General features: G+C 70.1%; 13 protein-coding genes. 10 read left to right on the top strand and 3 right to left on the bottom strand.

Going from position 1 to position 13,161, the window contains the following annotated elements; translation table 11 throughout:
• Positions 1-52: 52 nt before the first annotated feature.
• The 5 genes from HNP73_RS12270 (at position 53) to HNP73_RS12250 (ending at position 4,319) form a co-directional block, all read left to right on the top strand.
• Positions 53-817 (top strand): S1 family peptidase, encoded by a 765-nt coding sequence (locus tag HNP73_RS12270; protein ID WP_184149540.1) that lies wholly within the window; start codon positions 53-55, stop codon positions 815-817.
• Between the two features lie 45 nt (positions 818-862).
• Positions 863-2,026 (top strand): FAD-dependent monooxygenase, encoded by a 1,164-nt coding sequence (locus tag HNP73_RS12265; RefSeq protein WP_184149537.1) that lies wholly within the window; start codon positions 863-865, stop codon positions 2,024-2,026.
• A gap of 55 nt (positions 2,027-2,081) precedes the next feature.
• Complete coding sequence (locus HNP73_RS12260) at positions 2,082-2,720, top strand: TerC family protein (RefSeq protein WP_184149534.1); 639 nt, start codon at positions 2,082-2,084, stop codon at positions 2,718-2,720.
• A gap of 67 nt (positions 2,721-2,787) precedes the next feature.
• Positions 2,788-3,435, top strand: a complete 648-nt coding sequence (gene msrA / locus HNP73_RS12255) for a peptide-methionine (S)-S-oxide reductase MsrA (protein WP_184149531.1) — start codon at positions 2,788-2,790, stop codon at positions 3,433-3,435.
• Positions 3,432-4,319, top strand: coding sequence for a 50S ribosomal protein L11 methyltransferase (locus tag HNP73_RS12250; protein WP_343063283.1), 888 nt, complete (start codon positions 3,432-3,434; stop codon positions 4,317-4,319). Before msrA ends, HNP73_RS12250 begins: the two co-directional genes overlap by 4 nt.
• Before the next feature lie 115 nt (positions 4,320-4,434).
• Here HNP73_RS12250 and HNP73_RS12245 read toward each other — a convergent pair whose 3' ends face one another.
• Positions 4,435-4,656, bottom strand: a complete 222-nt coding sequence (locus tag HNP73_RS12245; protein WP_184149529.1) for a DUF1127 domain-containing protein — start codon at positions 4,654-4,656, stop codon at positions 4,435-4,437.
• Between the two features lie 374 nt (positions 4,657-5,030).
• Between HNP73_RS12245 and ruvC the strand changes: the two genes are divergently transcribed.
• From ruvC to HNP73_RS12225, 4 genes are all read left to right on the top strand, one after another.
• A complete protein-coding gene (ruvC, locus tag HNP73_RS12240; protein WP_184149527.1) occupies positions 5,031-5,537 on the top strand; it encodes a crossover junction endodeoxyribonuclease RuvC in 507 nt (168 codons plus the stop codon).
• Positions 5,538-5,553: 16 nt separating this feature from the next.
• The gene (ruvA, locus tag HNP73_RS12235; RefSeq protein WP_184149525.1) at positions 5,554-6,222 is read left to right on the top strand and encodes a Holliday junction branch migration protein RuvA; all 669 of its coding nucleotides are present in this window, start codon (positions 5,554-5,556) and stop codon (positions 6,220-6,222) included.
• Positions 6,223-6,239: 17 nt separating this feature from the next.
• On the top strand, positions 6,240-7,274 hold the full coding sequence (gene ruvB, locus HNP73_RS12230; protein WP_184149523.1) for a Holliday junction branch migration DNA helicase RuvB: 1,035 nt from the start codon (positions 6,240-6,242) through the stop codon (positions 7,272-7,274).
• Positions 7,275-7,462: 188 nt separating this feature from the next.
• Complete coding sequence (locus tag HNP73_RS12225; RefSeq protein ID WP_184149521.1) at positions 7,463-9,934, top strand: EAL domain-containing protein; 2,472 nt, start codon at positions 7,463-7,465, stop codon at positions 9,932-9,934.
• A 34-nt stretch (positions 9,935-9,968) separates the two neighbouring features.
• Here HNP73_RS12225 and HNP73_RS12220 read toward each other — a convergent pair whose 3' ends face one another.
• Positions 9,969-10,256, bottom strand: a complete 288-nt coding sequence (locus HNP73_RS12220) for a YggT family protein (RefSeq protein WP_184149519.1) — start codon at positions 10,254-10,256, stop codon at positions 9,969-9,971.
• 263 nt (positions 10,257-10,519) lie between these two features.
• Here HNP73_RS12220 and HNP73_RS12215 point away from each other — a divergent pair, with 263 nt between their 5' ends.
• Complete coding sequence (locus HNP73_RS12215; RefSeq protein ID WP_184149517.1) at positions 10,520-11,851, top strand: MFS transporter; 1,332 nt, start codon at positions 10,520-10,522, stop codon at positions 11,849-11,851.
• 46 nt (positions 11,852-11,897) lie between these two features.
• On the opposite strand, the gene HNP73_RS12210 is transcribed toward HNP73_RS12215, so the two are convergent.
• On the bottom strand, positions 11,898-13,124 hold the full coding sequence (locus HNP73_RS12210; protein WP_184149514.1) for an argininosuccinate synthase: 1,227 nt from the start codon (positions 13,122-13,124) through the stop codon (positions 11,898-11,900).
• Positions 13,125-13,161 lie beyond the last annotated feature (37 nt).

Raw genomic sequence — 13,161 nt, 5'->3', positions numbered from 1 at the left:
TCGGACGGCGAGCGCGGTGGGGACCGTGTGCGCCCTTGGGGTGGGGAACTGCATGGGGACTGGACGGGTGACCGGCCGCGCACGGCGCGCGGGCCTCGGTCAATGGGTGGGCGTGTTGAGCCTGATGCTGATGCCGACACTGGCGATCCCGGCGGCCGGGCTTCGTGCCGACGACACGCGGGCTGCGGGGGCAGTGCGTCCGCTCGACATGCACGCGGTGGTGCTGAACGGATCGGTGGTCGGATCGGGTTTTGTCATCACGGACGGGGTCGCGGTGACGAATCGGCACGTGCTGAAGGGGTTGCGGCCCGGCGCTCGTGTGCAGCTTCTCGCGTCGGGCGTGACTCACGGTGTGGCGGTGGCGACGGTGCTGGCGCTGAGTCCGCGAATGGACCTCGCGGTCCTCGGCGTGAGGCCCGGTTTCCTGCCGGTCGTCCCGGACGCGAGGGCGCCGGCCCTGCCGGGGGGCACGGTGGTCGCGGCCGGGGTCGATGCGCGCGACGGCCCGGGCGGGCCGCGCTACGCGGCACCGGGGGAGATCATCGACGCGGCTGCGGAGATCGCCGCGTTCGGGCCGGGGCTCATCGTCCGCCTGCCGCTCGGGCGGCCGGGGTTCTCCGGCGGGCCGCTGTTCGACGCAGAGGGACGGCTCGTCGGCATGGTGACGGCGCTCAGGAGCGGCGGCGGCGCCGTCGCTCCGGCGGCGGCCAGCGGTCGGACGGCTGCCGGTGCCGAGACGGAAGCCTATGCGCTGGACGCGGGCGCGGTGCGGGCGGAGGTGGCGCGGCTGCTCGGGGCTTTCCGCGGCTGGCGGTAACGTGCACATCTGCCGCGGGACGTCTGCGGCGGGAGAGCGGGGCACATGGCATTGGCGGGACGCGGGATCGCGGTGGTTGGTGGCGGCGTGGGCGGGGTCGCCGCGGCGCTGGCGCTGGCGCGGCGGGGCGCGGCCGTCACCCTGTGGGAGCGCGCCGCGGAACTTGGCGAGGTGGGTGCGGGCCTGCAGATCGGACCGAATGGCGTGGCGGTGCTCGAGGCGCTGGGCGTCACCGAGCGGCTGCGCGAGCGGGCATCCCTGCCCGAGGCGATCGAGCTGCGCGACCACGTGGGCGGGCGACTCGTGGCGCGGGTGCCGCTCGGGGCAACGGCGCGCGCACGCTACGGACGGCCCTACTGGCACCTGCACCGGGCCGACCTGCTCGCGGGACTGGTCGACGCGGCGATGGCGGCGGGGGTGAGCGTGCGGCTCGGTCACGAGGTGACGGGGCCGGACGATCCGCTGCTTGCCGGCGCCGAGGTCGTGATCGGCGCGGACGGCGTGCGCTCGCGCCTGCGGGCGGCGACCGGCACCGGGGGCGCGGTGCGCTTTACCGGGCACGTGGCCTGGCGCGGCATCGTTCCCGCGGACCGGGTTCCGGGCGAGCTGGCGCGCCCGGCGTCACGGGTCTGGATGGCGCCGGGGCGGCATCTTGTGAGCTATCCGCTGCGCGGCGGCCGGCTGGTGAACTTCATCGCGATCGAGGAGCGCACGGCCTGGGCGGAAGAGGGCTGGAGCCTGCCCGGCGACCCGGACGAAGTGCGGCGCGCGTTCGCGGACTTCGGCGGCGACGCGGGCGCGCTGCTCGGCGTGGTGAGCGAGTGCTTTCTCTGGGGGCTCTTCGATCACCCGGCATTGACCACATGGCGCGCGGGGCGGCTGGCGCTGCTTGGCGACGCCTGCCACCCGATGCTGCCGTTCCTCGCGCAGGGTGCGACGATGGCGCTGGAGGATGCATGGGTACTCGCAGAGACGCTCGACCGCGCGCCGGACCCGGCGGCGGGGCTCGCGGAATACGAGCGCCTGCGGCGGGCGCGGGTGACGCGGGTGCAGCGGGCGTCGGCGCGAAACGCCGGCGTATATCATCTGAGCGGCGTCGGGCGTCGGCCGGTTCATGCCGGGCTCCGGGCAATTTCAACAGTTGCGCCGGGGCTACTTCTCGGCCGCTTCGACTGGCTCTACGGTAGCGACGTCACCCGGACGGGTTGACAGCCGTGGTCGATGCTGGCTTTTGCCGCGGTAACTGGCGAGGAGGTCCCGACGCATGATCGAATCCGCAATGTTGACCGCGTTCCTCCAGGTCATCATGATTGACCTGGTTCTGGCTGGCGACAATGCGGTGGTGATCGGCATGGCCGCCGCCGGGCTCTCGCCGGAGCACCGCAGCAAGGCGATCCTGATCGGCATCCTTGCCGCGACGGCCCTGCGGATCTGTTTCGCGCTGATCGCCACCGAGCTTCTGGGCATCACCGGCCTCCTGCTCGCGGGCGGGCTGCTGCTGCTCTGGGTCTGCTGGAAGATGTACCAGGAGATCCGGGCGCATGCGGCGGCGCACGAGGGGGTGGAGGCGGTCTCGAACACCGACCTCAACGCCGACGGCACCGTCGGCCGCGCGCCGCGCAAGACCCTGCGGCAGGCGGTGACCCAGATCATCATCGCTGACGTCTCCATGTCGCTCGACAACGTGCTGGCGGTTGCCGGCGCGGCGCACGAGCACCCGGTGGTGCTGGTCTTCGGGCTTGCGCTTTCGGTGGCGCTCATGGGCTTCGCCGCCACGTTCATCGCCCGGCTGCTCAACAAGCATCGCTGGATTGCCTGGGTCGGTCTGCTGGTCATCCTCTATGTTGCGCTCAAGATGATCTACGACGGCTATCTCGACATCACCGGCGTCGCGATCCACTGATCGGTTCGTCTTGGAAACCTGCTCCGCCGCGCCTAGATCCGCGGATGAGACCTGCGCGGAGGATGTGATGTTCGGACTGTCGAAGAAGACCGAGATGCCCGTGTCGGGCAAGGCGCTGCCGGGCCGTCCCGGCGCGATCCCCACCGCCGCGACCAACTTCGTCACCGGGCGCCCGCTCGAGGAGCCGGTGCCCGAGGGCATGGCGCGGGCGATGTTCGGGATGGGCTGCTTCTGGGGCGTGGAGCGGGTGTTCTGGAAGCTGCCCGGCGTCTACGCGACCGTCGTGGGCTATGCCGGCGGCGAGACGCCCAATCCGACCTATGAGGAGCTCTGCACCGGCGCGACCGGTCATGCGGAGGTGGTGCTCGTCACGTATGATCCGGCGGTGATTTCCTACGAGGGGCTGCTGAAGGCGTTCTGGGAGGGGCACGACCCGACGCAAGGGATGCGGCAGGGCAATGACGTGGGCACGCAGTACCGCTCGGGCATCTATCCCTTCACGCCGGAGCAGCACGCGGCGGCGGAGGCGTCGAAGGCTGAGTTCGGCAAGCGGCTGAAGGCCGCGGGCTACGGGCCGGTCACGACGGAGATCGTCGATGCGCCGGAGTTCTATCACGCCGAGGGTCCGCACCAGCAGTATCTCGCCAAGAACCCACGGGGCTACTGCGGCCTTGGCGGCACGGGCGTTACCTGCCCGGTGGGGCTCTCCGCGTGACGACCGGCGTCCCGGTTCTCCGGCGTGCCACCGCCGCCATTCATGGCCGGCCGGCGGCCGAGACGCTGCGCGACGCGCTCGACGAGCTCGACCCCGCGCCGCTTGCGAGTGACATCAACGACCATGACGACGGCTCCGGCCTCTGGGACGTGAGCGGCATCTTCGGCGAGGCGCCCGACGAGGTGGCGCTCGCCCTCCTCGCGGACGCGCACGGCAGCGACAGCTTCGTGGTCGAGCGGATCGAGGATCGCGACTGGGTCGCGCAGGTCCGCGCCGAGCTGACGCCGGTCGAAGCCGGGCGCTTCGTCGTCTTCGGCAGCCATGACCGGGAGCGGATCGGTCCGAACCGCATCGGCCTCGAAATCGAGGCGGCGCAGGCGTTCGGCACCGGGCATCACGCGACGACGCGGGGTTGCCTGCTGGCGCTCGACACTCTCCTGCGCCGCGGCTTCGTGGCGCGCCGGGTGGCCGATATCGGCGGCGGTACGGGCGTGCTTGCCATGGCTGCGACCTCGGTCTGGCCGGCGGTGGCGATCGCGGGCGACATTGATCCGGTGGCGACGGTGACGGCGCGGGAGAACGTGGCGGCGAACGGCGTCGCGTCGCGGGTCAGTTGCGTCACTGCCGCGGGCTTTCGCCACCCGCGTCTCCATGCGGCGGCGCCGTTCGATCTGGTCTTCGCCAACATCCTCGCCGGGCCGCTGAAGCGCATCGCGCCGCAGATGGCGGCGGCGCAGGAGACCGGCGGCGTGGCGATCCTGTCGGGGATCCTCTCGCGTCAGGCGGCGGGGGTCGTCGCGGTCTATCGCGGCTGGGGATACCGGGTGATCGAGCGGGTGCCGATCGACGGCTGGACGACGCTCGTTCTCGGGATGCATCGCTGAAAAGCGAACGGGCGGCTCCCGGAAGGAGCCGCCCGTGTCGAAACACATGTTACTCGTTACTTGTCTTTGGCCCCGCTGGCCGGAGTCGTCGCCGGGCGCGGTGCCCGGCCGGGTGTCAGCGGCGCGCGAGCGCGCCCGAGACCGTGCCGATCTCGTGACGGGTGACGCCGATGTCGGCGAGCTGCGCGTCCGAGAGGTTGGCGAGGGCAGCGCGCGTGCTGCGCGCACGGTTCCAAGAGGAGAATGCCCGCACGACGGCCTCGATGCCGGCGGTGGCGCGGAAGATTGAAACGGCCCCGAGCGGAACCGACTGGCTGCTGTTGAAGGGGGCGGACATGGTCATCTTCTTGGTCTCTGTGATTTCAGGCGGGACCGGAACATCCGGTTGCTGAGCAGAGATTTAGGCGCACGCGCGCCATTCCACAAACGCCAAGACTGCAACTCAGCCATGCGTCCGGTGCAGGGGCGTCAACGAAGTGTCAAACGCCGGAGCTGCCCAAAACTCACGGCTGGCGCCGGAGGTCAACCCGAAGCTGCGCGAGGGCTGTCGGAAAATGCGTTCTGCGGGCTGATCGGGCAATCGGTGCGCAGATTGCAGGCACTATTATTCGCCGGGCTCTGCCGGCCCGGCGGTCAACGCGGCGCTTGGCGAATGTTCGCGCTTCGTGCTAGGCACGGAGCGGCGAGGTGGCAGGCACAAGGCGCAGAAACATGCGCGTCATAGGTATTGATCCGGGGCTGAGGCGCACCGGTTGGGGCGTCGTCGACGTGGAGGGCACTCTGGTGCGTCACGTGGCGAACGGCGTCTGTCAGTCGGAGGGCGATGATCTCGCCACGCGACTCCTCAGTCTCTTCGTGGCGCTGACCGCCGTCGTGTCGGCGCAGCGGCCGGAGGCGGCGGCGGTGGAGCAGACTTTCGTCAACAAGGATGCGGCCGGGACGCTGAAGCTCGGGCAGGCGCGGGCGGTGGCACTGATCGTGCCGGCGCGCGCCGGGGTGCCGGTGGCGGAATACGCGCCGAACGCGGTCAAGAAGGTGGTGGTGGGTGTCGGCCATGCGGAAAAGGCTCAGGTGGAGCACATGGTGAAGCTGCAGCTTCCGGGTGTGAAGCTCGCAGGGCCCGACGCGACCGATGCGCTGGCGATCGCGCTCTGTCATGCGCATCACGCACGCTTTCAGGGGCGGCTCGCGGCGGCGATCGCGGGGATCCGGGCGTGATCGGCAAGGTGAAGACGTGATCGGAAAGGTGACGGGGCGCGTCGGTTACGTGGACGGTGATCATGTGCTGGTGGAGACGGCGGGCGGTGTCGGCTACCTGGTGATGTGCTCGGACCGGACACTCGCGGGCCTGCCCGGCCCGGGCGAGATGGTGGCGCTCTTCACCGAACTGGTGGTGCGCGAGGATCTGATGCAGCTCATCGGGTTTCGCACGCTGGCGGAGCGCGAGTGGCATCGGCTTCTCACCTCGGTGCAGGGCGTCGGCGTGAAGGCCGGTCTTGCGATCCTCGGGACGCTGGGTGAGCAGGGGGTGGCGCGGGCGCTGTCGCTCGGCGACGCCGGCGCGATCCGCGCGGCGCCGGGCGTCGGGCCAAAGCTCGCGCAGCGGCTGGTTCTGGAGCTGCAGTCGAAGGCACCCTCGGTGATGGCGATGGGGGCGGCCGGTGCCACGCCGGCGATGACCGGCACGGCACCCGCGCTGGCGCCCGCCGCGGCGACGGCTCCTGCGACGGCCCAGGTGGTGCCGGTCGGGGCGCAGGCGCGGGCGGATGCGCTCTCGGCGCTCCTGAACCTCGGCTACGGCCAAGGCGAGGCGGCGGCTGCGGTGGCCGAGGTCGATGATGGCGCGGGCGACGTCTCGGGCCTGATCCGCGCGGCGCTTCGCGTTCTCGCGCCGAAAGGATGAGCTCCGAAAGGACCAGCATGGCGACGCCTGATCCCACAGTGCGACCCGAGAGCCTTCCCGAGGACGCCGACCGGGCACTCCGGCCGCGCTCGCTTGACGAGTTCATCGGCCAGCGCGCGGCGCGGGCCAACCTCGCGATCTTCATCGAGAGCGCGCGGCGGCGTGGCGAGGCCATGGACCACACGCTGTTCTACGGGCCGCCGGGCCTCGGCAAGACCACGCTGGCGCAGATCATGGCGCGCGAGCTTGGGGTGAACTTCCGCATGACCTCCGGGCCGGTGCTGGCGAAGGCCGGCGATCTGGCGGCGATCCTGACCAATCTCGACGCGCGCGACGTGCTCTTCATCGACGAGATCCACCGGCTGTCGCCGGTGGTGGAGGAGATCCTTTATCCCGCGCTCGAGGACTTCCAGCTTGACCTGGTGATCGGCGAGGGGCCGGCGGCGCGCACGGTCAGGATCGAGTTGCAGCCCTTCACCCTGGTTGGCGCCACGACCCGGCTCGGGCTGCTCACGACGCCGCTCCGCGATCGTTTCGGCATCCCGACGCGGCTCGAGTTCTACGAGGTGGACGAGCTGGAGGCGATCGTCACCCGGGCGGCGCGGCTGATGAAGGCCGACGCGACGCCCGAGGGGGCGCGCGAGATCGCGCGGCGGGCGCGCGGCACGCCACGGATCGCCGGGCGGCTGCTGCGGCGGGTGGCGGACTTTGCGCTGGTGGAGGGCGACGGGCGGGTGACGCGCGAGATCGCCGACGGGGCGCTCGGCCGGCTCGGGGTCGACACGATCGGCCTCGACGGCGCCGACCGACGCTATCTCGGGCTCATCGCGGAGAACTACGGTGGCGGGCCGGTCGGGATCGAGACCATCGCGGCGGCGCTCTCGGAGTCGCGCGATGCGATCGAGGAGGTCATCGAGCCATACCTGCTGCAGCAGGGTCTCATCGCCCGCACGCCGCGCGGGCGGGTGCTGGCGGCAAAGGCCTGGACCCACCTCGGCCTTGCCGCTCCACGGGCACCGGACCGGATCGGCGACCTGTTCGAGGACGACTGAGGCGCGAGACGCAAGGCGACCGGCGCCCCCGGCGCGGGCTGCGTCGCGGGTTTTCGCCGCCGGGGTCGTCGCCTGCCGTGACCGGCTTCAACCCCGGTGGGATAATTTGAGCCTAAAGCGGGGAATGCATTTAACTTTTCGGCAATCGGCTTGTGTAACCCCTCATTCCACGAACACGGAGTGAAGTCATGCTTGCCGCCTTCCTGAGCCAGACGCTCGCGGACAATGAGATGGCATTCGTCGCGACCGCGCTGATGGTTGCGGGCATCATGGCGACGACCGTGGTCATCCTCCTGCACCGGGCAAGCCAGCTGACGGGAGCGGCGCGGGCCTCATGGGGTCTGCTGCTGGCCGGGGTGGCGGGAATTGGCGTGTGGACGACACACTTCGTGGCAATGCTCGGATACCGCCCCGACGCGGCGCTGGCCTATGATCCGGTGGTGACCTTCGCGTCAGCTGCGATCGGCGTCATTTCCATCGGCGGGCCCCTGATGGCGTGCTGCTACGTGCGGCGCCGCCGGGTGCGGGCGGCCTGTGGCGTCGTGATGGGCCTGGGGGTGGGTGCGATGCATTTCACCGGCATCAGCGCGCTTGACGATTGCGTGGTGTCCCACTCGCCCCTGACCAGTCTTCTCGCTGTCGCCCTCGGTGCCGTGCCGCTCGCGGCGGCCCTCGTCATTCGGGGCGGACGGGCAGGAGCGGTGCTTCAGGCGGGGCTGATCATCGTCGGGGTTTGCGCGCTCCATTTCACCGGGCTCCATGGCCTGAGCTTCACGAAGCTCGCCGCCGGAGGCTCGACGGCGATCGACCCGGCCTCCCTCTCGCTCATCGTCGTCTCCGCGGCCATCCTGCTCTGTGGCGCGGCGTCAGCGGCGGTCTACACCGAGACGCGGCTCGAGGCGCAGCGGCAGCAGGCAGCGAGCGCGCTGGCCGAGCAGGACGAGCGTTTCCTGCTCGCGCTGCGCAACATGTCGAACGGGCTGGTGATGGTCGATGCCGAGGGACAGGTGATCGCGTTCAACTCGCGTGCCGTCGAGATCCTCGGACTCGATGCCGAGGACGTGGCGCCCGGCAGGGGGATCGCCCTCATCGTCGGCGCGATGGCGCGCCGCGGGGAATGGGACGCGGCGGAGATCGCCGATTTCGTCGCCGAGCATCGCCACTGGCTCGCCGGCGAGGGGGGCACGCGCACCGAGCGCCGCTTCGCCAACGGCCGGACTCTCGCGGTCAGCTGCCGGCGGATGCCCGAGGGCGGCGCGGTTCTCTCCTACGACGACGTGACGGAGTCCCGCGCGGCCCGGGACGCCATGGACTTCATGGCGCTGCACGATCCGTTGACCGCGCTGCCGAACCGTCGGAGCTTTCACGATCTGGTGGGGCGGCTGTCGACCGAGGGGGAGACGTGCGGTGCCCTGCTGCTGATCGACATTGACCGGTTCAAGTGGATGAACGAGACGTTCGGCCATTCGGTCGGCGATGCGGTCCTGATCCAGATCGCCGACCGGCTGCGTTTTGCCTGCCCGGACGGCGAGCTGGTCTTCCGCTTCGAGGGCGGAGAGGTGGCGGCGATCGTGCGCGCGGGAACCGAAAGCGATGCCCGGCGACTTGCCGAGGTGCTGCGGGCCGCGGTCGCGCGGCCGGTGCCGATCGAGGGCGAGCCGGTGAGCGTGAGCTGCTGCATCGGGTTCGCCTGCGTCGCGGACGGCGACTGGCACCAGTTGCTCGAGCGGGCGAGCCTCGCGCTGCGCCGTGCCAAGGAGTTCGGTCGTGACCGGATCGAAGGCTACGAGAGCGGGATGATCGAGCGGGCGGCACGCCGTCGGCAGATCGAGGTGGAGCTGGCCGAGGCGCTGGCGCAGGACGCGTTCGAGCTGCATTTTCAGCCGTTCTACGCCCTGCCGGCGCGCCGTCTGATCGGCTTCGAGGCGCTGCTCCGCTGGCGGAACCCGGCACTCGGCATGGTGTCGCCGGCGGAGTTCGTGCCGATCTCCGAGGCGAACGGCCTTATCGTCGACATCGGCGCCTGGGTGCTGGAGGAGGCCTGCCGCCAGCTCGCGCGCTGGCCGGTGCATCTGCACGTGGCAGTGAATGCTTCCGCGGTGCAGTTGCGTTCGGCGGATTTCGTGGGACAGGTCGCGGACGCCCTGCGGCGTCACGGCGTCGAGGCCCGGCGCCTCGAGGTGGAGCTGACCGAGACCGCGATGGTCGAGGACGGGAGATTGCTGTCGGAGGTGCTGAAGGGCCTGCGCCGGCTGGGCGTGCGCATCGCCATGGACGACTTCGGCACCGGCTATTCGTCGCTCGCGCACCTGCGGGACTTCGAGCTGGACCGGATCAAGATCGACCGCAGCTTCATCGACACCGACGTTGCCGACCTGGGATCGCGTGCGGTCATCCGGGCGGTCACGAGCCTCGCGCAGGACCTGAACATCCTGACGATCGGCGAAGGCGTCGAGACCGAGGAGCAGTTCCAGCGGCTGGTCGAGTGCGGCTGCGACGTGGGTCAGGGATATCTGCTCGGCAGGCCGATGGATGCCGCGGCCGCGAGCCGGCTCATCTCGCTTCAGATGTTCGACGACGACCTGGGCGCGGAGCAGCGCGAGGCCTCCCGGTTGCGCGAGGAGGCCAACGGGTTTCGCGAGAGCCGCGCGGCCGGCTGAGACGCGCGCGGGGTCGGCAAGCGATGCGGATGGATCAGTAGAACATCGGCGCGTTGCGCACGAGGATCGTCTGCAGCGCGTAGAGGATCACGATCAGGACCAGCGGCGAGAGGTCGAGCCCGCCCATGTTCGGCAGGACGCGGCGGATCGGGCCGTAGATCGGTTCAAGCACGCGGTTGAGGCCGGTCCAGATGTTCCAGACGATGGGCTGGTTGCGGTTCAGCACATTGAAGCCGATCAGCCAGCTCATGACGACGTGCGCAAGCACGATCCACCAGACGATCTTGATGATGAAAAGCAGCACGAGTATCAGCGATCCCATCGGTATCCCGTCCGGTTTGAGGCGGCCGTTAGGTAAACCCTCGCAGACGCGTTCGCAAGAGTGTTGACGCCACCTGCGTCCGGGAGGCGATACCGGAAGGGTATCGCACCTTACCCGGGCGGGCTTTGACCCGCGGCGCGGCCCGGCGGATCCTCCCGTCCATTGCTGACAGCCGGGCGCTCCGCGCGGCCGGGGCCGCGAGACCCCGGGCGGAGTGCCCTTGCCCGAAGGTCGGGGGCCGGCGGCATCGGGGGAATGCGGCGATGGCCCAGACAGACATCAATATCCGGCAGGTGCTCGACGAGCGGCCGGTCGGCGGCTTTCAGTGGCGGGTGATCGGGCTTTGCCTGTTCGTGGCGCTGCTCGACGGCTTCGACACGCAGATCATTGCCTTCACGGGCCCGGCGATCGCGAAGGGCTTTGGCATGTCGCCGGCCGACATGACGTGGATCTTCATTGCCGGAACGCTCGGGATGGCGATCGGGGCGATGGGGCTCGGGACGATCGGCGACCGGATCGGACGCCGGCGGGCGATCCTCGCGGCGATTGCCCTCTTCTCGGTGTTCTCCTTCGCCATCGCCTTCGCGCAGACGCCGATGCAGATCGTGGTCCTGCGCTTCCTGACCGGGCTCGGGATGGGCGGCGCGACGCCGGTCCTGCTGGCACTCGCGGCGGAGTACAGCCCGGCACGGCTGCGCGGGGCCGTCCTGACCGTGGTGCTGCTCGGCCTGCCCGCGGGCGCGCTGCTCGGTGGCGTGCTGGCGGCCGGCTGGATGGCGGTGATCGGCTGGCAGGGGATGTATCTCGTCGGCGGGGCGATCCCCATGGTGATCTTCCTCGTCTGCCTGTTGCTGCTGCCGGAATCGCCGCAGTTCCTTGCGGCCCGGGGGCGGCCGGATGATCTCGGGCGGGCGCGGCGGCTGCTCGGGCGGATCATCGGCCGCGCGGTGGCCTCGGAGGCGACGTTCACTCGTCCCGAGACGGTGGAGCAGGGCTCGGTCCGCGGGCTGTTCGCCCCGGCCTATCGCACCAGCACGGTGGCGATCTGGGCGGTCTATCTCTTCAACTGGATCGCCTGGTTCATGTTCCTGCTCTGGCTGCCGACGGTCCTGACGCGGGCCGGGCTCGAGCAATCGACCGCGGCGCTTGGCACGGTGGTGGTCAATGCCTCTTTCATCGTCTGCGCGATCCCGCTGTCGCTCTACCTGCCACGGCTCGACATCCGCCGCACGCTGGCGGCGATGTTCGCGATCGGCATTGCCATCTGCCTCGGGCTGGCGGCGGCGGGCAGCAACTGGACGCTGGTCTTCGCGCTGGTCGCGGCCGGCGGCTTCGGGATCGGCGGGCAGCAGATCGCGCTCAACTACCTGATCGCGAGCACCTATCCGACCGAGTTGCGCGCGACCGGGACGGGCTGGGCGATCGGCATCGGCCGGACCGGCGCGATTGCCGGCTCGGCGCTCGGTGGCTGGGTGCTGCAGGGTGCCGGGGTGCCGGGATACTACATCGGGCTCGCCGTGCCGCTGGCGATCGCGGCCTGTGCGGTGGCACTGGTCCAGACCCGCGCAAGGCGCGCGGGCGTCGCCACGGCCTGACAGACGCTCACGGCACGGGGGATTCCCCGGGCCGTGCCTGCGTGCCTCAGTCGGCGATACGCTTGTTGCGCGCGGCGAGAAGCTTCAGGCGCAGGGCGTTGATCTTGATGAACCCGGCCGCGTCCTTCTGGTCGTAGGCGCCGGCGTCGTCCTCGAAGGTGACGTGGCTCTCGGAGTAGAGCGAGGCGGGCGACGAGCGGCCGACGACATCGGCGGACCCCTTGTAGAGCTTCACCCGGACGGTGCCCTCCACATGCTCCTGGCTCTTGTCGATGAGCGCCTGGAGCATTTCGCGCTCCGGCGAGAACCAGAAGCCGTTGTAGATGAGTTCGGCATAGCGCGGCATGAGCTCGTCCTTCAGGTGCCCGGCGCCGCGATCAAGCGTGATCTGCTCGATGCCGCGGTGCGCCACGAGAAGCACCGTGCCGCCCGGCGTCTCGTAGACGCCACGAGACTTCATGCCGACGAAGCGGTTTTCCACGAGGTCGAGCCGGCCGACGCCGTTGGCGCCACCAAGCTCGTTCAGGCGGGTCAGGAGTGCCGCGGGCGACAGGCGCTCGCCGTCGATCGAGACCGCATCGCCCTTCTCGAAGCCGATCTCGACATAGGTCGGCGTGTCGGGGGCGTCCTCGGGGGCGACGGTGCGCTGATAGACGTAGGCGGGCGCCTCCTCGGCGGGGTCTTCGAGCACCTTGCCCTCGGAGGAGGTGTGGAGCAGGTTCGCGTCGACCGAGAACGGCGCCTCGCCGCGCTTGTCCTTCGCGATCGGGATCTGGTTCTCCTCGGCGAACTGGAGCAGCTTGGTGCGCGAGGTCAGGTCCCATTCGCGCCACGGCGCGATGACGCGGATCGAGGGATCGAGCGCGTAGGCCGAAAGCTCGAAGCGCACCTGGTCGTTGCCCTTGCCGGTGGCGCCGTGGGCGATGGCGTCCGCGCCGGTCGCTTGGGCGATCTCGACGAGGCGCTTCGCGATCAGCGGGCGGGCGATCGAGGTGCCAAGCAGGTAAAGCCCCTCATAGACCGCATTGGCGCGGAACATCGGGAAGACGAAGTCGCGCACGAATTCCTCGCGCAGGTCCTCGATGTAGATGCTGTCGGGGTTGATGCCGAGCAGTTCGGCCTTCTTGCGGGCGGGCTCGAGTTCCTCGCCCTGGCCGAGGTCGGCCGTGAAGGTGACGACTTCGCAGCCGTATTCGGTCGCAAGCCACTTCAGGATGATCGAGGTATCGAGGCCGCCGGAGTAGGCGAGCACAACCTTCTTCGGAGACGTCATTTTTCCGGGCTCCCACGCTGTCGCACGCGGTCTAGTG

It is taken from the genome of Amaricoccus macauensis (genome assembly GCF_014201905.1).
In the GTDB taxonomy this organism is placed as follows: domain Bacteria; phylum Pseudomonadota; class Alphaproteobacteria; order Rhodobacterales; family Rhodobacteraceae; genus Amaricoccus; species Amaricoccus macauensis.
This window is presented reverse-complemented; position numbering and strand designations above follow the sequence as displayed.